Raw genomic sequence first — 22,470 nt, 5'->3', positions numbered from 1 at the left:
TCAGCGCTCCACCCCGATCGTTTCAGTTCCTTCCAGGCCTGACAGCACTTCAACAGCCGTGTCAAATGATCTGCCGGTTTTGATCAGGCGTTTTTCCCACTGGCCATTGCTGCTCACCATGACCAGTTCCAGCTGCCCCACATGCCTCACTGCGTGATCCGGAATCAGGACCACCTGGTGCTGGCTGACCGGTATCAGGAGCTTTCCGTACATGCCCGGATACAGATCCGGATACAGGCCCTGCAGCCCGGGCAGAGAGGCTTTGACCAGAAAGGTTCTTGTCCGGGGGTCTGCATAGGGCACAATTTCCTCAACAATGGCATCTACCGGTTTTTCCAGCGCAGTGATGGCTGCCTTAAGCGATGTGCCTGGCCTGACTCTGCTAATCAGTCCCTCTCTGACAACCGCTTCCAGTCGCAATATGCCGGTGGTCTGAAGCAGTATCAGGGGTTTTCCCGGCAGAGCCAGATCACCCGGCTCAACCAGGCGCTTGAGGACTTCTCCGTCTTCGGGCGCTTCTATCCTGCTGTATCCGAGTGCGATCGTCGCCTCGTTGATCATTGCTTCGGCCTGGCGGATGCCCGTATCGGCTGTTGTCAAAGATTCCCGGGCGCGGTTGAGTTCAGCTGTGGCCTGAAGATACACTGCCTCAGCCTGCTCCATATCCTGAGCAGTAGCGGCCTCCGATTGAAAATAAGTTTTCGTCCGTTTGTATGCCGACGCTGCCTGAGTAAACGCGGCAGTAGCGGCATGGATCGCCTGCTGAACCTGTATTTTTCCTGAATGGACTGATGTGAGACCCTGCCTGGCCTGGTCGAGCCGGGATAACTGCTGCCGGTCGTCCAGCAGCACCAGCAGCTGGTGTTTGGCGACCTTGTCTCCGGGGCTGACTTTCACATCGATCACCTGTGCGGCAATCTGAGCCTCGATCCGGGCTTCGGTTTTCGGCCGGATGGTCCCGACCGCCTCGTACCACTCGGTGATGGTTTTCACAGACGCCCGGATGGTATGCGCCGGAATGAATCCAGGCGGTTCGTCCCCCTGAACGCTGCCGGGTGCGATTTTCTCCCGGTTCAGCATTCCGAACAGGATAACTGCCAGTATCACCCCGACCAGTAGTATCCCTGCCGCTGCAATGAGTCGGTTTTTCGTCATCAGCCCCTCAAGCTCAGTCGTGAGTCGCGTGAGTCGTCAGTCGTGAGTCGTGAGCCCTCAGTCCCTTGATCTCTGACCTCTGATCTCTGTCTTCTGACCTCTGTCCCCAGTTCTTCCGTCCAGTACCCCGTGGCCCGGCCTGTTTCCGAAATTGCTTTTGCCGTGTCGTAATAGGCGGCAGTCGCTCGAATCCTGGCCTGGTTCCGGTCAAGCTCAGCCTCGAGATACCGGGTAATGGTGGCGCTGCCTCCCTCGTGCTGTATGTTGACCAGCCTGAGGGATTCCTCAGCCGCGGCCACACTGGCCTGTGCCACCGTGTACCGCGCCCTGGCTTCGGACAGCTTCAGATAGGCTGTTTTTACATCGAGCGTGACTGACAACATCGTCTTCCGGTCGGCTTCCATTATTTCTCCGAAAATGGCCGTTGTTTTTTGAATCTCTGCGGCGGTGCTGAATCCGGTAAACAGATCCCAGTTCAACAGGAGACCCAGCGTCCAGTTATCGCGCTGCGTGTTAAAATTCACGCCGGGGTCATCCAGATAGTATCTGGCTACCAGATCCACCCGGGGCAGATACGCAGTTTTCGACATGGCCACTGCCATCTTCGACTGAATGACCTGCTTTTTGATTTTGATCAGTTCAGGCCTGTGCGCCATGGCATATGCCAGAGCCTCGGTGTAGTTTTTCGGTATATCCGCAGAGGTTAAATCGGGGGATGCCAGCACTGCTGCCGGTTGAGCCGGGCTCACCCCCAAAACAGTGGTAAGGATCGCCAGCGCGGTTTCATAGCGGTTCTGGCTGCGCAGCACATCTTCCCTGACCTGTGCCAGTCGCACCTCCAGGGATAACATATCGGATTTTAAAGCGCCTCCGGCTGAAAACCGGACCGTCATCGCTTTGAGCCGCGATTCAACCGTTGAAACCGATTCTTCGGCAATCCGGATAAATTCTTTTGCCGTCAATACATCGTAATAGGAATTGATCACGGATGCCACCAGGACGTTTTCAACACCTTGGCGGTCCGTTCGGGCCATGTCTACCGCAAGTTGAGCCATGTCCTGATTCAGTACATCCCGCCCCCCGTTATACAGATTGAATCGGCCGGTTAAACCGATTTCAACGTTTTCAAACCAGCCCGGATCATTGAAGTTGACCGCGGGAGGGAGCAGCCGCTGGTCTATTTTTTTAAACAGATACCCCGAAGGGGAATCTCCCTGAGAATACTCCGTGAAAAATCCGATGGAAGGATAGAATGCGGCCCTGGATTGTCGCTTTATGGACTCGGACTGGAGAATTCGTTGCCAGGCCATCGCGTGGTCCGGATTATGTCGCAGGGCAATGCCGATGGCCTCTTCCAGAGACAGCGGACTGCTCAGGCTTAAATTAATCGGTTCCGGCGCCGGAACCGGTGTTTGGGGCGATGACGGCCGGGGAGCCGTTTGTGCAGGTGCAGGTGTACTCCCGGGCGGAAAATACGGCTGCGCCGTCCGGCATCCGGCAACGGTGAGAAAACCGGTCAGTCCGGCCACCGTCATCATCACGGCAATCCATTGATTCAGCTTCATCGTGTGGTCGCCTTAACCGTTAATTGCTTTTCCGATTTTTCGGCCGAACGCAACACACTGATCAAGGGCCTTACGATCCGGCACGTAGCGGATACTTAAGGCCGGCTCTATGGGGTCGCAGCCCATGGTTTCAAGTTCCTTTTCGATCAGCTTGACAGCTTCACCACTCCACCCGTAGGAGCCGAAGGCCGCTCCGATTCTGTGCTGAGGTTTCAGCCCCTTCATGTAGGCTAGAAAATCTGCGATTGTTGGAAACAGGCCGTTGTTGAGGGTGGGAGAGCCGACAATCACGGCTCTGGCATCCAGCACCTCTGTCATGATATCACTTCGATCAAACGAGCGAAGGTGAAAGGGCCTGACGGCGATACCTTCTTCGTTGAGCCCTTCGGCGATTGTCTCAGCCATCCGCTGGGTGCTGTGCCACATGGTATCGTATACAATGACGGCTTTACAGGCGGTGTCCTGCCTGCTCCAGCGGGCATAGGCATCGATGATTTTGCCGGGATCGTTTCGCCATATGATCCCGTGATCCGGGCAGATCATATTGAATTCAAGCCCGAGTTGATGAATCTGATCGAGCAGTTTGAGAATCAGCTTCGAATACGGAAACAGAATATTGGCGAAATATTTTTTGGCATGCGGCATGATGGCATCGCCGATGCGGTCATCAAATATCTCGAATCCGGCATAATGTTGTCCGAAGGCATCGCTTGAAAACAGTATTTTATCTTCCTTCAGCCAGGTGAACATGCTGTCGGGCCAGTGAAGCATCCGGGTTTCCAGAAAAGACAGGCTCCGCCCTCCCAGGCTCAGTTCATCTCCGCTTTTTACCGCCTGGTAGTTCCAGTGGCTTTGAAAATGGGCAGGAAGGCTTTTGAGCCCCATGGAAGAGCAATACAGGGGGGTGTCTTCTCCGATGAGCTTCATCACCTGGGGAAGCCCTCCCGAATGATCCATTTCCGTGTGATTGCTGATGACATAGTCAATCGTTTTGGGATCAATCACCTGTGAAATCGTGCCGATGAATTGATCGACGAATTCTTTTTTCACGGTGTCGATCAGGGCGATTTTCTCATCGATTACTAAAAACGCATTATAGCTTGATCCCATATGGGTGGAATACCCGTGAAAATCCCGGATATTCCAATCCCTGATGCCTACATCAAAAACGCCTTTTGCAATTTCAGTCGGCTTCATGGCTTCTCCGTTCCATGCGTTGAATAGATGAGGGGGGGGGATAAGGGCTGCGGCCCTGAACGGGCATGATTTCGCAATCATGCCCGTTATCCTTGCGGTCGGCCGTTATTTTTCCTTTTCAAAATCGTCCTTGCCGGCCCCGCATACCGGGCATACCCAGTCATCGGGGAGATCCTCGAACGCGGTTCCCGGGTCAATGCCGTTGTCCGGATCGCCCTTGCCCGGATCGTAAACATATCCACAAACGATGCATACATATTTGTCCATTTTGATTCTCCTGTACGATGTTGTTAAGAAATGATGACCTGAATCCCGTTGGCCCTTATTTCCCATGGCAACGGTTTCAGGGAGTCGGGCCGCTGGACTTGCCTTCAACTTTCTTTTCGCGATGGCAGGCCCCGTACCTTGTGAATTTTTAATCTGCTTTTGCCGCTAAACAGAGCGAGCGGCTCCGCGGCCTGATTTTCCTGCATGATGCGGATACGCAGAACCGGTTATCCGGCAGCTGTCCATAACCCGTGCAGATTACAGTACGCTCTGGCGGTTATCTGACCGGCCTCGATGGTAAAAACGGCTTCCGGTGATTGGCCGGGAGCCAGAAACTGGCGGTACGCCTTGCCATCGGCAACCAGTTCGATCCATTCGATATAATGTTTTTCCTCCATGGGATGGGCTACGCTGCCGACCGTGACGGTAATTTTCCCTCCGGCCTTTTTCATAACCGGCACATGCTTTTCCTTTGCTGCATCGACCGTGTTTCCGATCATCTGTTCCATCGGCTCTCCGCAGCATACCAGTTCGCCTTCGCCTCCGTGAAGAACTTCAACGATGTTTCCGCAAAGATTGCATTTATAAACTTCCAGTTTTTTTGCCATTTGTCCTCCTTTGTAAATCATGAAAAATGAAAGGTGTGTGATGCTGTAGAACGATGCTATGACGGTGAAAATGCCGAACCGGAATGGTCCGGCGAATAAATCCGGCCGGCCCGGGGGATGAATCATATGTTAATACTCAAAATACGCCATGTACTGAGGTTAACCTCTTTGTTTCCTTTGTATTTGAGAAAACTATCCAATTTTTGGATGGACACTGACGAGGGCTTTAAGAAAAAGGTGCTGCTACAGGCAATAAAGAAACACGGGATCACGACGGCCTGGTTAAAATCACATAAGATATGTATATCATAGAAAAACGACAGAGAAAAGTTCGGAATCAATTGCGTTTCTCAAAAAATAGCCGCGCGGGTCTGCATGCCGGTGATGTCATTCAGGCGCAATAGACTTGTCGATCAGTCGGTATTCTTGAGATATATGGTTGGTTGGACATATTTAAACCGGTGTTTTGTGCTCATAAGACTTTCGGAATGACCAATAAACAGATACCCTCCCCGTACCAGGTGTTTATAAAATTTGTCAATTACCGTCTGCTGGCCTTTTTTGTCAAAGTAAATCATCACATTCCGGCAAAAAATGATATCAAACGGCTGATGGAATGAAAACGGTTCCATCAGATTCAGACGCCTGAATTCAACCATATTCCGGACAAAGGCCTTTATTCGGTAATGGCCCTGCCATTTTCCGAGTCCTTTCTGGAAGTATTTTCGCAGCAGTTCTTTGGATATGGTTCCGGTTTGCGCTTCCTGATAAATGCCACCCACAGCGGTCGACAGTACTTTTGTGGAGATGTCGGTTGCCAGAATATGGATATCCCGGGTCGCTGCTGATTTTAAATATTCACATAACTGAATGGCTATAGAATAAGGCTCTTCACCACTGGAACAGCCCGCGCTCCATACGCGTAACGGCCTGCTTCGATCAGACGGCAATCTGGACGCATACGACGGGAGTGCTTCTTCGGTCAGAAAGTCAAAATGCTTTGATTCTCTGAAAAAACTCGTAAGATTCGTTGAAATGGCATTGAGCATTTCGATAAGCTCATCGCCCGTGTCTTCTTCAATCAGGTATTTATAATACTGGCTGAATTTTTTGAAATGGGTCTGTCGCAGTCGTTTACCCAGTCTGGCACGAACCAGTTCTTTTTTCCCCTCATGGAGATTGATTCCGCATTTTTCATACACAAGGGATCTGAACAGGGCAAAATCTTTATCGGATAGTTCTAAATAATACATAACTTATTCAAATGCCAGGGGCTTGTTTGCTAATGCCACACCACACGATGGCGTCCGGAACAATATTTACGTATGGCTGGTGAATTTATGCATGGCGATGCCGATGATTCATCAATGGCCGGTTTCTGATTTCTTCGGCAGAAATTATGTAACCCGCTCCTTTTACCGAACTTCATAATATAATACAATGGATTGTTTTCCGAACAGGGTAATTCCGTAAAAAGGGTTTGATCATAACTGCGGTCACAATGTCACGGGATCCGTTTCGCCCATAGCCGGCTTCTCCAGCACGATCCGGGGGATGCCGGCAATGGGCGGGCCTCCGAGGCTACGCACAGCAAAATATGGCCGCAGTTATGATAAAGTCCCGTAAAAACGCCGGTATACGGTTTTACCGTCAGGCCGTCAGCATCTGATATCGGCCGTCCGGCCAAGAAGCCTGAGAGCATTCAACCCGCAGATATTGTCCAGATCTCCGGTTGACAGACCGGCCTGTTCCATCTCGGTTAAATACCTGGACGGACTCAACAGCGGGAAATCACTTCCAAACAGAATCTTCCGGCTGCCGATAATACGGGATGCGATCTGATAGATTCCGGAATCATACAGAAAGGGGGATGCGGCCGTATCCAGATACACATTGCTGAACTTGTCTTTCATTTCCCGTTTCAAAAGCATGAAAAAAAACAGTCCCCCCCCCCAATGGGCAAGAATGAGGGTGTTGTTTCGGAATCGGCTGATCAGCTGATCGATGTCCTTTAAACCGACGGGCATTTTGCCCGGATAGTGATGGCCGACCGGCTCATTGGTGTGGATCAAGACGGGAAGATGGTTTTTACGGCAAAAGGACATGACCGGTTCCAGTTCGGTGACTGCCTTCATCGAGATTCCCGTCTGATAAAAGGCAAGCTCACCCACGCCCTTCATCCCACAGCGCCTGCACCGGTCGATTTCTTCTACTGCCTGCGGGTGAAATGGATCTACGCAGCAAAAACCGGTCAGACGATCCGGAAACGCAGCGACCGATTTCAGGATATAATCATTATGCTTTTTGCACAGGTCCGGGTTTTTCCATGGGAATCCGAATATGACGGAACGGTCCACCCGATGGCGGTCCATGGAATCCAAAAGCTCCCTGCAGCTGGCCATTTTCGAACCGGGCAGGCTGTAGAGCAGTTTAAATTCCGGTTCGGCGGCGAAAAATTGTTCCCGATGGTCACGGATCTCTTTTGGAAATATATGTGTATGAAAATCAATGAACATAGCGAAGGTTCCCGGTTGAATGAGATTCAAAAGTATTGACTGAAAAAGTTTTTGTAATACAATATAAGGGTCCCGGCAAGAATAAATTTCAGACGGATAAAAAGACAGGCCGGGCGGTGAAATTCATCCTTGCCGAGGCCCTGAAGTTATTATAAACGATAATGAACAGATATGAATCTGTTGAAGCGTCTGCGGCAGTAAACGGTTTTTTTTATTCAGCTGTTTTACCGTGCTTGTCCAAAAATCCGGTCTTTACCGGATAATTTCAATTGATGATAACTGGTATCTGGCTGTATTTTATTGATAAATCTGTCCGGATACCTGAGGAGCGGTTACATGTATTTTGAAGCAGCAGGAAGTGTCAATACGGAGAAGACATTGATGTGTGCTTGTCAGCGGGCAATAGAGCTGGGCATCGATGAGGTGGTTATTTCGTCTACAAGGGGCGGCAGCGCCCGCAAGGCGCTGGACATCTTCAAGGATGTAAGGATTGTTGCCGTAACGTATCACTGCGGCGTCATCAAGCCCTTTGAATCGGTCATGCCCGCCGAGGTCCGGGAGGACCTGACCCGAAAGGGGGTTACGATTGTTTCGGCTACCCATGCGCTGTCGGGTATTGAACGGTCGGTGGCTAAAAAGTATTCGGGGGCCTACCCCGCGCTTTTGATTGCCGATACCTTAAGGCTGTTCGGGCAGGGCACGAAAGTTGCTGTTGAGGTGGCGATCATGGCCGCGGACGCAGGGGCATTGTCAGGGAAAAATATCATCGCCATCGGGGGAACATCGGGCGGTGTGGACACCGCACTGGTGTTAACGCCTGCTCATCAGTCCAATTTTTTTGATATGAAAATACACGAGATCATCTGCAAACCGAGACACTTTTAACCCGCGGAACACGGCCGATCCCGTTAAAATCAAGGAGCTGCTCATGAAATTGAGAGTATGCCATGCGGCTATATTTTTTTGCTGTCTGCTGATTGTTGAGACGGTCTGTTCGTTGGCACAGCAGGCGCCGTCTCCGGCAGCCAGTTTTTCAGACACCCGTTATGAATTCCGGACGACACCGGATGGCCCTGAGATTATGCATGATTTTATTGTAAAAAATACCGGTGATGCCACGTTAAATATTCAGAAAGTCAAAAGCGGCTGAGGCTGCACCACTGTCTTTTATTCACGACAGATCCCTGCCGGCGGCGAGGGAAAAATTATAATTAAAGTCAATACCAGAGGCTATGGCGGAAAAAAACTTACAAAAAATATCGCGGTGAAGACGGATGACCCGCAGCAGCCTTCCCGCACGCTGACGATCACCGGCATGGTGGAAAACGTGGTAACCATCAATCCGAAAATTGTCCGGTTGGTCGGCGCCGCGGACACGGAGATCAGCGCGCAGGTTTCGATTGTTCCTGAAAAAAAATATGCGTTCAAAATTACGGGGCTGAGGGCAAAGGATGGCAGGCATGTCACGCTGGACCTGAAAGAAACGATAGAAGCGGACATAACCAAATATGTGCTGACCGTCACGAACAAAAAGCAGCAAAAAGCCCGATACTATGATCTGATCTATTTAAAAACCGACAGCCCGGTCCGGCCTGAACTGGTTATCAATGTCTATGGCAATATTCTGGAAACCGTGCGGGGAAAAGTCAACTGAGGTAAAAGTGAATTCGACGAAAGTGATTGCGTTTGACTGTGACGGGGTGCTGTTCGACTCGGCAAATGCCAACAGAAGCTATTTTAACCATATTCTGAACCATTTCGGCAAGGCGGATATGACAGACGGCCAGTTTGCCTATGTGCATATGCATACCACGGATGAAGCCATTTTTTATCTGTTTGCAGGAGATCAGCGGGTGGATGAAGCCAAATCTTACAGTAAAAAAATGGGCTATGAGGCCTTTATCCCGCATATGAAAATTGAGCCTTATTTAAGGCCTCTGCTTAAACGACTCCGGCCGGATTTCAAGACCGCCATCGCGACCAACCGGACCGATACCATGCGCCGGGTACTCGAAGCGTATCAATTGGAGGACTCGTTTGACCTGGTGGTCAGCGCCATGGATGTCGTTTATCCAAAACCTCATCCGGAAGCGTTGCTCAGGGTTTTGAATTTTTTTAATATTCAATCCGATCAGGCATTGTATGTCGGAGATTCCCTGCTGGATGAACAGGCCGCAAAAGCAGCGGGTATCCCCCTGGCGGCATACGGCAATCCATCTTTGTCCGCCGATTATCATATCAGCAGCTTAAAGGAACTGGAAACCATTCTCGATCTCTGATTCATCGCGGGTTAAACAGCGGCTGATTTCCTGTCATCGGCTATCGGCGTATCGGAATCCGGCGCGATGCATTGCGTTTATTACGAATCGGTCAGGCGGTGATGTCCGCAAAAGATATAAAGACCCGGTCCTTTGGCAAGGCAGGCCAGTGTCATATTCAGTTTTGAGGCAAGTCTTACGGCAAAAGCGGTCGGCCTTGAAACGGAAATGATTGTCGGAATATGTGCCCTGGCCGCTTTTTGAACCAGTTCAAAGCTGATACGGGAGGAAAGCGCCAGAAATGCCGTCTGAGGAAGTCCGCCGGAAAGCAGCAGCTTCCCGATCGATTTATCCAGCGCATTATGCCGCCCCACATCTTCGGAAACCGACAGCAGGTCATAGTGTGAGCTGTATGCCGCAGCGGCATGGGATGCTCTGGTAAACCGGCGCAGCTCCTGATGGTCCGACAATGTATCAATGCATTCAAACGCGCGGGCAATGTCGATGGGATGATTGTCCGAAGCTGGTCCAACGCTTCGGAACAGCTCATCGATCAGCCGCTCTGCGCAGCCGCGGTCAGGTTCATGAACCTCAAACCCTTCTTTGTACCGACCGCCGGTTTTTCCCCGGGCAGAAGATTTTAATGTGACGTTGACGAGATTGGGCGCTGTTTTGTCGTCAAAGTCAAACGATTCGACATCGTCCGGGTGGTTTATGATTCCCTGAGACAGACAGAAACCGGCAGCAAGGGCAATTTCATCGCCGGGGGTTCGCATGGTCGTGTAAATGGGGCTGTTGTGAAGGTGGATGAACAAGGGCTCTTCAACCACCAATTTATGATATTCATGTACCTCGGAATCCGGGCGCCAGAATGTAACCTGATGATTCATGAAGATATCCAACGTAGCCTCCTTTATCGTAATATAAGAAACCGTATGTATTCAAGAGCCGTTTAACAGGCTGCTGAACGATTCATCGTCCCTGCCGCTGGCATGAACAGGGGCTGTTGCTCTTGTAGAATTTTCAGATCGAGGTCGCAAGCAAAATAACCGGCAGGATCGATGCGGCTGTCTTGATCGGCTCCGGAAAGAAGCACAGGGCGCACACGCCCTTTGCCCGGGTAGCGTAACCACCTGCTCGGGTTGAACAAACGCGTGCAGTACGCCGGTCATAAAAAAACGAAAAGCATATATATGGAAGATTCCCGGAAAATCGACCATGAAATGGTCAGGATCTCTAAGATAATATTCATGAAACCCTCTATGTTAACGGTATCGCAAAACAATCGTTACAGCTTCGGGCCGGATAGCCGGTGGATAAGAATAAATCGGCTCATTCAGGCACTAAGCTATACATGGTTTTCAGGGGGGAGTCTACCGGGAACCCATTTTTTTATAAATATCAATTGATTTCATGGGCAATTGAATTTAAAATAGATCGTTTCATGATTTGAAATGCCGTTTGGGCAATACGATTGAAAATTTTCAGGGAAAGGGAGTTTTCTGCGAAGAGGGGAACTTATTTTTTTCTTGACAATTTTTTTGGAATCAGTGATTTTTTATGTTTTTTGGATTTATTTATCTCAATCATTTTTATATGACAGGAGGGACAGAAAATGTACGCGGTAGTTAAAACCGGCGGAAAACAATATAAAGTTGAGGAAGGCGAGACGCTGCGAGTCGAAAAGCTTGCCGGGGATGTGGGAAGCTCCATCTCATTTGATAATGTCCTTTTGCTGGCTGACGGTGAAAATCTGTCTTTAGGTCAGCCGGTGCTGGAAAATGTTCTGGTTCAGGGGCATATCGTCGAACAGGGCAAGAGTAAAAAAATTATTGCCTTCAAGTATAAGTGTCGAAAAAGGTATCGCCGGAAAATAGGTCACCGGCAGATGTTTACAGCAGTTAAGATTGACAGCATTCAACCCTCGATGAGTTTGTAAGAGGTTCGAATCGGGTGGTAACGTAAAAAAGACTCAGATCCCGGTGTACACGGTCCGGTCCGGCTGTCGCGGAAATTGGGAAAATTCCCTGTTTTTTCAGAAGGATATCGGGTTTGTGTGATATTAAAAAGCCCAGATGACCTGAACACCGGACATTTACGAAGCCGTCAACTATCATACCGAAAGGTTTGTAAGGAGTTATAACCATGGCACATAAAAAAGCGGGTGGAAGTTCAAGAAATGGTCGCGACAGTAACGGTCAGCGACGTGGCGTTAAATGTTTTGGCGGCCAGATGGTGACTGCCGGCAGCATTCTGGTCCGTCAGGTGGGCACCCGGATTCATCCGGGTGAAAATGTCGGCCTTGGCAGGGATTATACCCTGTTTGCCAAAATCGACGGGGTCGTAACTTACGAACGATCCGGCCGTTCACGTAAGAGAGCGAGTGTTTACGCTGAGTGAAATTCATTGATGAAGCGACAGTGACGGTTCAGTCCGGCAACGGTGGAAGAGGCTGCGTCAGTTTCAGACGGGAGAAGTTCATTCCCCTGGGCGGACCGGACGGAGGTGACGGCGGCGATGGGGGAAGTGTCATATTTGTGGCAAGTCTCCGGAAGCGGACGCTGTATCATTTCCGATATCAAAAGGTTTTCAAGGCTCAAAATGGGGGCTATGGCCAGGGGAAACAGAAAACCGGAAAAAAGGGGGATAATATCGTAATTGAAATTCCTCCCGGAACCCTGGTCACCGATGTCGGTACGCAAGAGGTCATCAAGGATTTTGTCGAACCCGGAGACACCCTTGTCATTGCCAAAGGCGGCAGAGGCGGGCAGGGAAATCTGCGTTTTAAAACGTCTACAAACCGTGCCCCCCGTTTTGCCCAGCCGGGCGAATCCGGCCAGACACTGATTCTCAATCTGGAGCTGAAGCTGCTGGCCGATGTCGGAATTGTCGGATTGCCCAATGCCGGCAAATCCACACTGATCAGCGTTATTTCTTCTGCAAAGCCGAAGATCGCCGAATATCCGTTTACCACGATCACTCCGAATCTGGGCGTAGTAAAACCCGGTCAGGGTGAACCATTTGTTGTTGCGGATATCCCCGGGTTGATCGAAGGCGCTCATACGGGGATCGGTCTTGGCATACAATTTTTGAAGCATATTGAGCGGACCCGCATACTGGTACATCTGATTGATGCCGCCGCCATAGACCCGGCCGCCCCCCTTCATGCCTATGATATCATCAATACCGAGCTGCTGAAGTACAGCCAGTTGCTGGTGGAAAAGCCCCAGATCGTCGTGTTGAACAAGCTGGACGTGCCCGGGGCGGAAGTCGGGGCGCAACGGTTCAGGGACGCTTTGAAAGACAAACCGGTTTTATCAGTCTCGGCGGCCACCCGACATGGAATTGATGCATTGCTATCCCAAATCGTTCTAATGCTGGACAGGCTCCATGAATAACAGTCGAAAACGGTGTTTTGAAAGCGCAAAACGTGTTGTAATCAAACTGGGAAGCGGCGTTCTTTCCGAAAAAAACGGATTAAACCTGAAGTTGATCCGGTCGGTCAGTCATGAGATCTGCCAGTTGATTGGCGGCGGGCTGGAGGTGATTGTGGTGTCCTCCGGCGCCATGGCGCTGGGTGTAAAAAAAGTGGGGCTTCCCGGAAGGCCGGATGAGATACCCAGGCGCCAGGCGGTATCCGCGGTGGGCCAGGCCGGGCTTATTCTGGAATACGAAAAGGCGTTTGCCCGTTACCGGAAAAAAACCGCTCAGATTCTGTTGACCGGAGAAGACCTGAGCAACCGGAAACGATATCTAAACGCCCGTAATACTATCAATACCCTCCTGTCATGGGGCGTGATTCCGGTTATCAACGAAAACGACACCGTTTCGATTGAAGAAATCAAATTCGGCGATAATGACAATCTTGCGGCAATGATTGCCATTTTGATGGATGCCGATATCCTGATCAATCTGACCGATATCGACGGTGTGTATACCAAAGATCCCCGAAGTTTCCCCGAAGCGGAACTGATCTCCTATATTCCTTCAATTACAAAAAATATTGAAAAAATTGCCGGTGAAATACCCGGCGCTCTCGGTACCGGCGGTATGCTGAGTAAAATTAAAGCGGCCAGAAAGGTCACCGCGGCCGGTATCCCCATGGTGATTGCAAAAGGAACGGAGCCGGATATCCTGACGTTGCTTTTTTTAGGCCGGGAATACGGAACGTTTTTTCTTCCCGGAAAAGGAAAACTGACCAGCCGCAAGTGCTGGATTGCGTTCAGTCTGAAACCCAAAGGCATGATCTATATTGACAGCGGTGCAGCCGAGGCCGTAGTGACAAACGGTAAAAGCCTTCTCTCCAGTGGTATTCTCGATGTCGATGGTGATTTTGGTGTCGGCGATCCTGTGGCGTTCAAGGCGGCAGACGGACTGCCACTGGGAACCGGTCTTGTCAATTACGGCTCGGAAGATATCCGAAAGATCAAGGGCCTCAAATCTTCGGATATCCAACAGCGTCTGGGCTCTAAACCCTACGATGAAGTCATACACAGGGACAACCTGGCGATCATTTCCGAATGCATTCTGCCATGACGGATCTCCTGGCGAGGTATTCATCGGAATCCGGCGCTTGCCGGGAAATTGGCACTTTTCGTTCAGACACTACCGCAATAGAGGAGTAAGGATATGTCGATTGAATCGACCATCGTAACTATGGCAAAGGCCGCCAGACAGGCGTCAAAGGAAATTGCCGGTTGTTCTTCCGCCCGGAAAAACGCGGTTCTGGAACAGATTGCGGATAAGCTGGAGCAGGAGGCCGTTTATATTCAGGAGGAAAACCGCAGGGATCTGGTCAAGGCAAGGGAAAAAGGCCTTTCCAGTGCCATGATCGACCGGCTGACGGTGACAGATTCAACAATAGCATCGATGGCCGGCGGGCTGAGGGAGGTCGCCGTTCTGGATGATCCGGTCGGCGCGATGAGCCGTGCCTGGATAAGGCCCAATGGGCTTCAGATCTCGAAAATGCGGATTCCGCTTGGCGTCATCGGAATCATCTATGAGTCCAGACCCAATGTCACCATCGATGCGGCCGGCCTTTGCCTGAAAGCCGGCAACGCGGTGATCCTCCGGGGCGGGTCCGAGGCGTTTTATTCCAACCAGGCACTTGCCGGCATTATCAGCTCTGTGCTGAGTCAGTCCGGTCTGCCCGGAGAAGCGGTTCAGGTCGTTCCGGTCACCGAACGGGAGGCCGTTAAATGCCTGCTGAAACAGGATGAATATATTGATCTGATCATTCCCCGGGGAGGAGAGAGCCTGATTCGGTTTGTCGTGGAAAATTCCAAAATTCCGGTGTTGAAGCACTATAAAGGGGTGTGTCACGCATACGTGGATGACGGAGCAGACCTTCAAATGGCGGAGGATATCTGCTTTAATGCCAAGGTTCAGCGGCCGGGAGTCTGCAATGCCCTGGAAACGATGCTGGTTCACTCAGCCGTGGCTCCGGGGTTTCTACCCCGCATGGCCGGACGGTTTGCGGCAGCAGGGGTTGAAATCAGGGGCTGTCCTGAAACGTGCCGTCTGGTTCCCGACGCCAGGGCGGCTCAGGAATCTGACTGGCCCGCCGAATATCTGGATCTTATCCTGGCCGTAAAAGTGGTCCGGGACATGAATGAGGCCATCTCTCATATCGCCCGGTACAGCTCAAACCATACTGAAGCCATCGTGACATCAGATTAGCAGCGCGCCAGGCAATTTGTCCGCCAAGTGGATTCATCGGTGGTTATCGTCAATGCCTCCACGCGGTTCAATGACGGCGGGGAACTCGGGCTGGGTGCCGAAATCGGTATCAGCACATCCAAGCTGCACGCCTTCGGTCCCATGGGGCTTGAGGAACTTACCACCACCAAGTTCGTTGTCCTGGGTGAGGGGCAGATACGATCCTGAATTGAACTGTTTTACGGATATATGACTATGCGTATCGGGCTGTTTGGCGGAACCTTTAATCCGATTCATTTCGGACATCTTCGTGCGGCGTTGGAAATTCACGAGGGATTTTCACTTGACAGCTGTTATCTGATCCCGTCGGCTATTCCGCCTCACAAAAGCCCGGATGGCATCATAGATGCGCAAAGCCGCCTTGAGATGGTCCGCCTTGCTGCATCAAACACACCCGGGTTTGCTGTGTCCGATATTGAAATCAATCGATCCGGTCCATCCTATACCATCGATACGGTTCGTCGCTTTAAATCCATGACGGGTAAGGATACCACCCTTTTTTTCATTGTTGGTCTCGATGCCTTTCTCGAAATTGATACCTGGAACTCCTGTATGGAGTTGTTCCGGCAAATTTCTTTCATCGTTATGACACGGCCGGGAGCGGGCTGTGAAGCCTTTCAGTCAAAGAATGTGATGCTCGAGGCCTTTTTGAAGGAAAAAATTTCCGGTGCTTACCGGTATTCTGCGTCCCGTTCATGCTTTGTTCACCCTGAGATGCACCGTGTCTTCGGGTTTGAGGTAAGTTCTCTGGATATCTCATCCACCCGGATACGGAAACAGATCAGGAATGGAAAATCCATTCAATTTCTCGTACCTGAAAAGGTTCGCGCTTATATAAAGGCCAGAGGATTGTATACATGACAACAGATGTAGCATCATCCGTTGAACCGTTTGTCAGAGCTGCCCGGGGCAGAAAAGCGCTGCAGCTGGTTGCGCTCGATGTCCATGCACTGACGTCTGTTGCCGATGCATTTGTCATCTGCAGCGGCCGGTCCAATCGTCAGGTTTCCGCCATCGCGGAACATATTGTTCGGGATCTTAAAACCCAGGGCATCAGGCCGCTGAGTGTGGACGGGTTGAAAGAAGGTCACTGGGTTCTGATAGACTACGGGTATATCATTGTCCATGTGTTTTACGAGCCGGTCCGCCAATTCTATGATCTGGAAAGTCTCTGGAGTGATGCAGGGCGAATTGTCATCGAACCGGATGCCGCCGACATCTCTGAAAATTTCGAAGAGGAGGATATGGATGACTGACAGGGCCCCTGTAATGCTCATGATTCTTGACGGATGGGGAATAAGTCCTTTGGAAAAGGGAAATGCCGTATTCCGGGCAAATACCCCTTTTCTGGATATGCTCAAAGCACAGTATCCCCATACCCATCTTTTGTGTTCGGGCGAATCGGTGGGGCTTCCGGAAGGCGTTATGGGAAATTCCGAAGTCGGGCATCTGAATATTGGCGCCGGACGCATCGTGTATCAGGATCTTCTCCGGATTAACGTTTCGATCCGTGAAGGCACTTTTTATCAGAATGACGCATTTAACCGTGTCATATCCCGGGTCAAAGAGCGTCAGTCCACGCTTCACCTGATGGGCCTTGTCTCTGACGGAGGGGTTCACAGTCATCTGGATCACTTGTTTGCCCTGCTGGATCTGATCCGGACAAAGGGCATCACCCGGGTGTATGTTCATGCCATCATGGACGGTCGTGATACCGCACCGGACAGCGGAATCGGTTATATCCGGGAGCTTCAAAAGTATATGTCCCGAAACCGGTTCGGCACCATCGCTACTATCTGCGGGCGGTTCTATGCCATGGACCGCGACAGGCGATGGGATCGTGTCGAGAAGGCGTACCGGCTTTACACGCAGGGGACCGGTATCCGGGAGACCGACCCGGTCGAGGCCATCGCGCATGCCTATACTGAAAATGAAACCGATGAATTTATCCGTCCCGTTGTAATGACCGATCATGAGGGGACACCGGTTCGGCCGGTAAGCGATGAGGACGGGCTTATCTTTTTTAATTTCAGGGCGGATCGCGCGCGCGAGATCAGCCGGGCATTTACAGAAAAGCAATTTAGTGGATTTGATCGTAACTGTCTGCCGAAACTGTGTGATTTTGTCTGCATGACCCGGTATGATGAAACATTGGATCTGCCGGTTGCATTTCCTCCGTTTCGTATGAAAAATACGCTGGCAGAAGTGATCAGCAACCGGGGATTGAAACAGCTTCGAATTGCTGAAACGGAAAAATATGCCCATGTCACCTATTTTTTCAACGGCGGCGAGGAGCAAAATTTTCCCGGTGAACAGCGGTGTCTCATACCTTCACCGCGAGAGGTGGAGACCTATGATCTGAAACCTGAAATGAGCGCTGAAAGCGTCAAAAACGAGGTAATCTCCAGGCTGCAGACCGGTGAATATGATCTGATCGTGGTCAATTTTGCAAATATGGATATGGTCGGTCATACCGGAATTCTGGATGCCGCCGTCAAAGCCTGCGAAACCGTGGACAACTGTGTCCGGGAAATCGTGCCCCGTCTTCTGGCGCTCGGCGGGGCTGCCATCATCACCGCAGATCATGGTAACGCCGAGATGATGACTGACACAGACGGCCATCCCCACACGGCGCATACCTGCAATCCTGTTCCGTTTATTCTGGTCGATGAGAGCCGGCGAGGTATGCGTTTAACCCCGGGTATCCTTGCGGATATCGCCCCCACCATCCTGGATATCATGAACATTGACTTGCCGGAGCAGATGTCCGGCCGTTCTTTGCTTATCCGGTAATCCCGACCAATCCCCCTGCCGGGCTTGACCATAACTGCCGCCATAACGTCGTAAGGACCGTTCCCGGCTTCTCCAGCACGATACGGGGGAACGGCCGAGACTTCGAAACTACACGTAAGAGAATATGGCCGCAGGTATGATCAAGCCCAAATTTACGATCCTTTCTGCGGCATGCCCCCTGTCATTAATAATTTTTTATTTTCCAAAAAATGGTTTCCCCTGTTATAATCCGTGAGATTTATTGACAGTACTGCGGTTTTTCGTTAAAGTTCAGACATAAACCTTTAAAAATTCAGAGCAAATTTTATGGATTGCCGATAATGTACACGATACGCGGCATGGTTTCAGGTTATCTGTGATTGTCCTATCCATACTTATGTATTTCAGGGATAAATTATGATTATCGGGTTAGACGTCGGCGGTACCCATACGGATGTGGTGCTCTTGGGAGATAAAGGGCTGCTCAGGGAAATTAAAGTCGTCACCAATCATTCAGATCTTTTCAGCACCGTGTTAACGGGGCTTGAGAAAATTACTGAAAACATTGATTCCTCGAAAATCAAGCGGGCAGTCCTCAGCACAACCCTCACGACGAACGCCATTGTTCAGCGCAAAATTCCTCAGGTGGGCATGATCGTATCCAGCGGCCCCGGGATCGATCCGGAACAGTTTCGTACCAATTCGTATTTTTTCACCGTATCCGGGTCGATTGACCATCGGGGCAGAGAGATCAAACCCATCGATGAAAAACAAATCGTCAGCATTGCCGGATATTTGAAAAAAGAGGGAATTCGTCATGTCGGGATTGTTTCAAAATTCTCGGTCAGAAACCCGGCGCATGAATTAAAGATCAGACAGATCATCAAGGATGAGTTTGAGATGGTCTTTCTCGGGCATCAGATATCCGGCAGCCTGAATTTTCCACGACGGATTTCAACCACGTATCTAAACGCCGCGGTCTATCCCCTTCACAAGGATTTTTTCAATGCGGTTCAAAAATCATTGAAGCAAAAAGGCCTTAAAATTCCCATCCACATTCTTAAAGCTGACGGCGGTACCATGAATTTTGAAGCCTCTATCGATTTTCCCGGCCAGTCGATTCTTTGCGGACCGGCTGCCAGCGCCATGGGTGCTATGGTATTTGCTCCCGGGAACAAGGAGGTGCTGGTCATGGATATTGGCGGAACCACAACGGATATGGCCGTATTGCTCGACAAGGTGCCGGTGCTTGAACCCCTCGGCATCCAAATCGGCGGGTATAAAACACTGATTCGTTCGTTGCAGACACATTCCATCGGATTGGGGGGTGACAGTGTCATCCGGGTATCGGACGGCCGACTGGAAATCGGACCCGACAGGGTCGGACCGGCCATGGCTTATGGGGGATCTGGTCCCACACCTACCGACGCGCTGTTTGTCCTGAACATTATCCGGGACGGGGACAGACAAAAGGCGCTCGAGGGCATACAGCAGATTGCCGCCGCGTTACAGGCGGATGCCGAAGAAACGGCGCGGCAGATTGTTGACACGGTCTGTGCCACGATTTTACGCGAAGCCCGGCATCTGATTGATCAAATCAACAGCAAGCCGGTGTATACGATTCGTGAACTGCGGGAGGGATGTTTTGTCCGGCCTGAAAAGATACTGGTGCTTGGCGGTCCTGCGCCATTTTTCGCCGAACGTCTGAATCAGGTTTCCGGATATGATGTCGAAGTGGTTCCCAAATGGCAGGTGGCCAATGCCATTGGAGCGGCCCTCGCACGGACGACATGCGAAGTGACCCTGTTTGCCGATACTGAGCGGGAAATCGCAACCGCACCCGAAGAAAATTTCGTGGCAATGGTCAATAAAGATTTTTCGAGACAGGATGCCCGGGAAAAAGCGTTTGAATTGCTCAGGGAAAAAGCGCTGGGAAAAGGGGCATCGGCTGAAGACCTGGAAATGGAAATTATAGAGGATCAGCAGTTTAATATGGTCCGTGGATTTTATACGACCGGTAAAAATATCCGCATCAAGGTCCAGGTCAGACCCGGATTGATCCATGGATATGAAGGGATTGCCGGTGAGCTTTTATCGCATGAATAATAAAAAATCCCCTTCTGATTGGAGCCAATGATGTTGCATGCAACGTATAAAACCGGACTGGTTTTCTTTCCGGCTTTTGACTGGGCGATCAGCCCCACGCATCCGGAACGGGAGGAGCGGCTGCTTTACACGCAGGATCAGGTTTTTGAAGAAGGCCTTCTGGACATAGAAGGCATCAGGGAATTCAAGCCGGAGCTGGTTACGGTAGCCGATGTCCGGCGGGTTCATTTCTGCGTTCCGAATGAAAACCGGGTCATGACGGAATCCCATTTCATCAGTGCCGGTGGCGCAAAAACCATCGGAAAAGCCGTGATGGACAAAAGAGTCGATAAGGGCTTTGCCCTTGTCCGGCCCCCGGGCCATCATGCCATGCGAGTGGTACACGGTGCCAGAGGGTTTTGCAATGTCAATATCGAAGCCATCATGATCGAGTATCTTCGCAAGGCCTATGGCATCCGCAAAGTCGCTATTGTCGATACCGACTGCCACCATGGTGACGGCACACAGGACATCTACTGGCATGATCCTGACACCCTGTTTATTTCGCTGCATCAGGACGGACGGACGCTTTATCCGGGTTCCGGATTTCCGGATGATCTCGGCGGGCCCAATGCGCTGGGAACAACGCTCAATATTCCCCTTCCCCCGTTTACGTCAGAAGAGGGTGTTTTGTATGCGGTAAACCATGTGGTGCTTCCAGTCCTGGATGAATTCAAGCCGGATATCATTATCAATTCGGCCGGGCAGGACAATCATTTTACGGACCCCATTACCAATATGAATTTTTCCGCCCAGGGATATGCCCGGCTGACAACGCTCTTAAAACCCGATATTGCGGTGCTCGAAGGCGGATATTCCATCGAGGGTGCGCTTCCCTATGTCAACCTCGGCATCATACTGGCCATGGCAGGCATTGACTATTCAAAGGTTACCGAACCCAACTATGATCCAGAGGCTATCCGTCAAACCCCTCAAATATCAAGGGCCATTGAAAAAACCTGTGAACAGGTGCTGGCCAATTGGAACAACCGCAACGCCATCAGGGAAAAGCTGTACGGCTCGTCTGAGTATGCCGACAGGAGCCGCTCCGTGTTTTACGATACGGACAATCTGATCGAAACCCAGCACGAGCAGGTTCGAATCTGCAGGCAGTGTGGCGGGGCCTTGAAAATTGATTCTTCATCGGATAGAGGCCTTCACGTTCTGGCCGTTCATGTTCCGTCAAATGCCTGTGATGAATGCAGGCAGACCGCATTGAAATGGTATGACACGGCGGATGTGAATCGATATGACATGCTCTTCCTTCAGGACCGGACAGAGGATAAATTTTTAATAAAAAGTGCTACCGTATGAAATCTGATCTACCGTTTTCTGAATTCAGACAAACCTTTCTGAAACGTAACCTGCAGTTGAGGGCCCGCATCATCCAGGCGATCCGCGGGTTTTTTATCGAACAAGCTTTTTTGGAAATCGAAACGCCCTGCCGGATTCCGGCACCTGCCCCTGAGCTGCATATCGATGCTCCGCCATCCGGGCAATGGTTTCTGCATACATCTCCGGAGCTGTGCATGAAACGTCTGCTGGCAGCCGGCTACGGTCGCATTTTCCAGATTTGCAGATGCTTCCGCCAGCAGGAACGGGGAAACCGGCATTTGCCCGAATTTACCCTCCTGGAGTGGTATTGCCAAGGGTTTGACTACCAGGATATGATGGCCCAGTGCGAGGCGCTGATCTGTTTTGTGGCCCGGCAAACCGTTGCTAAGGATTCGTTTGTGTATCAGGGCCGAAACATCGATCTTACCCCTCCCTGGCACAGACTCACGGTTTTGGAAGCCTTTGACCGGTATGCCACGGTTTCCATGGAGGCCGCGTTGCGTACCAACCGTTTTGACGAGGTCATCGCGTTTGAAATCGAGCCCTGTCTCGGGATGGACAAGCCGCTGTTTCTCTACGATTATCCGGCATCCTGCGGAGCCCTTGCCAGGCTTAAAGACGGCAATCGTTTCGCAGAACGGTTTGAAATGTATATCAGCGGGCTGGAATTGTGTAATGCATTCAGCGAACTGACTGATCCGAAAGAGCAGCGGCAGCGGTTTGAAAAAGAGGCCGGCGAGCGCATCGCATCCGGGAAATCGGCATATCCATCACCCGAGAAATTTCTGGCGGCCCTGAAATTTATGCCGGAGTCGTCCGGAAATGCCCTGGGGGTCGACCGTCTGGTAATGCTCCTTGCCGATTGTAGCCGGATTGACGATGTGGTGGCATTTACCCCGGAAGAACTGTAAGGCCCTCAGCAAATAACCCGAAA

22 protein-coding genes and 1 pseudogene are annotated in these 22,470 nt (G+C 51.0%); 15 read left to right on the top strand and 8 right to left on the bottom strand.

Annotated elements, in window-relative coordinates; all coding sequences use genetic code 11:
- The 7 genes from PHQ97_01255 to PHQ97_01225 form a co-directional block, all read right to left on the bottom strand.
- Nucleotides 1–1,155: an efflux RND transporter periplasmic adaptor subunit gene (locus PHQ97_01255; protein ID MDD4391358.1), complete on the bottom strand. Its 1,155-nt coding sequence runs from the start codon at nucleotides 1,153–1,155 to the stop codon at nucleotides 1–3.
- Complete coding sequence (locus PHQ97_01250) at nucleotides 1,155–2,720, bottom strand: TolC family protein (protein MDD4391357.1); 1,566 nt, start codon at nucleotides 2,718–2,720, stop codon at nucleotides 1,155–1,157. Before PHQ97_01250 ends, PHQ97_01255 begins: the two co-directional genes overlap by 1 nt.
- 12 nt (nucleotides 2,721–2,732) lie before the next feature.
- On the bottom strand, nucleotides 2,733–3,917 hold the full coding sequence (locus tag PHQ97_01245; GenBank protein ID MDD4391356.1) for a flavodoxin domain-containing protein: 1,185 nt from the start codon (nucleotides 3,915–3,917) through the stop codon (nucleotides 2,733–2,735).
- Nucleotides 3,918–4,022: 105 nt separating this feature from the next.
- Nucleotides 4,023–4,184, bottom strand: coding sequence for a rubredoxin (locus PHQ97_01240; protein MDD4391355.1), 162 nt, complete (start codon nucleotides 4,182–4,184; stop codon nucleotides 4,023–4,025).
- A gap of 227 nt (nucleotides 4,185–4,411) precedes the next feature.
- Nucleotides 4,412–4,792: a desulfoferrodoxin gene (locus PHQ97_01235; GenBank protein ID MDD4391354.1), complete on the bottom strand. Its 381-nt coding sequence runs from the start codon at nucleotides 4,790–4,792 to the stop codon at nucleotides 4,412–4,414.
- Between the two features lie 413 nt (nucleotides 4,793–5,205).
- Entirely contained in the window at nucleotides 5,206–6,045 is an 840-nt protein-coding gene (locus tag PHQ97_01230) for a protein-glutamate O-methyltransferase CheR (protein ID MDD4391353.1), read from the bottom strand.
- A 405-nt stretch (nucleotides 6,046–6,450) separates the two neighbouring features.
- Nucleotides 6,451–7,308 (bottom strand): amidohydrolase family protein, encoded by an 858-nt coding sequence (locus tag PHQ97_01225; protein MDD4391352.1) that lies wholly within the window; start codon nucleotides 7,306–7,308, stop codon nucleotides 6,451–6,453.
- Between the two features lie 336 nt (nucleotides 7,309–7,644).
- On the opposite strand from PHQ97_01225, the gene PHQ97_01220 reads away from it, so the two are divergent.
- The 4 genes from PHQ97_01220 (at nucleotide 7,645) to PHQ97_01205 (ending at nucleotide 9,587) form a co-directional block, all read left to right on the top strand.
- Nucleotides 7,645–8,193, top strand: a complete 549-nt coding sequence (locus tag PHQ97_01220; GenBank protein ID MDD4391351.1) for a pyruvate kinase alpha/beta domain-containing protein — start codon at nucleotides 7,645–7,647, stop codon at nucleotides 8,191–8,193.
- 43 nt (nucleotides 8,194–8,236) lie between these two features.
- On the top strand, nucleotides 8,237–8,458 hold the full coding sequence (locus PHQ97_01215) for a hypothetical protein (GenBank protein ID MDD4391350.1): 222 nt from the start codon (nucleotides 8,237–8,239) through the stop codon (nucleotides 8,456–8,458).
- A gap of 114 nt (nucleotides 8,459–8,572) precedes the next feature.
- Nucleotides 8,573–8,962: a hypothetical protein gene (locus PHQ97_01210; protein MDD4391349.1), complete on the top strand. Its 390-nt coding sequence runs from the start codon at nucleotides 8,573–8,575 to the stop codon at nucleotides 8,960–8,962.
- A gap of 7 nt (nucleotides 8,963–8,969) precedes the next feature.
- On the top strand, nucleotides 8,970–9,587 hold the full coding sequence (locus tag PHQ97_01205; protein ID MDD4391348.1) for an HAD family hydrolase: 618 nt from the start codon (nucleotides 8,970–8,972) through the stop codon (nucleotides 9,585–9,587).
- Between the two features lie 80 nt (nucleotides 9,588–9,667).
- Here PHQ97_01205 and fdhD read toward each other — a convergent pair whose 3' ends face one another.
- Nucleotides 9,668–10,456 (bottom strand): formate dehydrogenase accessory sulfurtransferase FdhD, encoded by a 789-nt coding sequence (fdhD, locus tag PHQ97_01200; protein ID MDD4391347.1) that lies wholly within the window; start codon nucleotides 10,454–10,456, stop codon nucleotides 9,668–9,670.
- A 725-nt stretch (nucleotides 10,457–11,181) separates the two neighbouring features.
- Here fdhD and rplU point away from each other — a divergent pair.
- From rplU to epmA, 11 genes and pseudogenes are all read left to right on the top strand, one after another.
- Nucleotides 11,182–11,505, top strand: coding sequence for a 50S ribosomal protein L21 (rplU, locus tag PHQ97_01195; GenBank protein ID MDD4391346.1), 324 nt, complete (start codon nucleotides 11,182–11,184; stop codon nucleotides 11,503–11,505).
- Between the two features lie 206 nt (nucleotides 11,506–11,711).
- The gene (gene rpmA, locus PHQ97_01190) at nucleotides 11,712–11,966 is read left to right on the top strand and encodes a 50S ribosomal protein L27 (protein ID MDD4391345.1); all 255 of its coding nucleotides are present in this window, start codon (nucleotides 11,712–11,714) and stop codon (nucleotides 11,964–11,966) included.
- Nucleotides 11,963–12,964, top strand: coding sequence for a GTPase ObgE (obgE, locus tag PHQ97_01185; protein ID MDD4391344.1), 1,002 nt, complete (start codon nucleotides 11,963–11,965; stop codon nucleotides 12,962–12,964). Before rpmA ends, obgE begins: the two co-directional genes overlap by 4 nt.
- Complete coding sequence (gene proB, locus PHQ97_01180; protein ID MDD4391343.1) at nucleotides 12,957–14,102, top strand: glutamate 5-kinase; 1,146 nt, start codon at nucleotides 12,957–12,959, stop codon at nucleotides 14,100–14,102. The genes obgE and proB overlap by 8 nt, the downstream gene beginning before the upstream one ends.
- Nucleotides 14,103–14,195: 93 nt before the next feature.
- Nucleotides 14,196–15,452, top strand: a pseudogene (locus PHQ97_01175) (glutamate-5-semialdehyde dehydrogenase).
- Nucleotides 15,453–15,479: 27 nt separating this feature from the next.
- A complete protein-coding gene (gene nadD / locus PHQ97_01170; GenBank protein MDD4391342.1) occupies nucleotides 15,480–16,145 on the top strand; it encodes a nicotinate-nucleotide adenylyltransferase in 666 nt (221 codons plus the stop codon).
- Nucleotides 16,142–16,540: a ribosome silencing factor gene (gene rsfS, locus PHQ97_01165; protein MDD4391341.1), complete on the top strand. Its 399-nt coding sequence runs from the start codon at nucleotides 16,142–16,144 to the stop codon at nucleotides 16,538–16,540. Before nadD ends, rsfS begins: the two co-directional genes overlap by 4 nt.
- Nucleotides 16,533–18,077, top strand: coding sequence for a 2,3-bisphosphoglycerate-independent phosphoglycerate mutase (gpmI, locus tag PHQ97_01160; protein MDD4391340.1), 1,545 nt, complete (start codon nucleotides 16,533–16,535; stop codon nucleotides 18,075–18,077). The genes rsfS and gpmI overlap by 8 nt, the downstream gene beginning before the upstream one ends.
- Nucleotides 18,078–18,473: 396 nt before the next feature.
- A complete protein-coding gene (locus tag PHQ97_01155; protein ID MDD4391339.1) occupies nucleotides 18,474–20,162 on the top strand; it encodes a hydantoinase/oxoprolinase family protein in 1,689 nt (562 codons plus the stop codon).
- 30 nt (nucleotides 20,163–20,192) lie between these two features.
- Nucleotides 20,193–21,515, top strand: coding sequence for a histone deacetylase (locus tag PHQ97_01150; protein ID MDD4391338.1), 1,323 nt, complete (start codon nucleotides 20,193–20,195; stop codon nucleotides 21,513–21,515).
- Nucleotides 21,512–22,447, top strand: a complete 936-nt coding sequence (epmA, locus tag PHQ97_01145; protein ID MDD4391337.1) for an EF-P lysine aminoacylase EpmA — start codon at nucleotides 21,512–21,514, stop codon at nucleotides 22,445–22,447. Before PHQ97_01150 ends, epmA begins: the two co-directional genes overlap by 4 nt.
- The last annotated feature ends 23 nt before the right edge of the window (nucleotides 22,448–22,470 follow it).

Source organism: Desulfobacterales bacterium, from assembly GCA_028704555.1.
GTDB lineage: Bacteria > Desulfobacterota > Desulfobacteria > Desulfobacterales > JAQWFD01 > JAQWFD01.
Note: the sequence above shows the minus strand (reverse complement) of the source record. Positions and strands in the feature narration are given on the sequence as shown.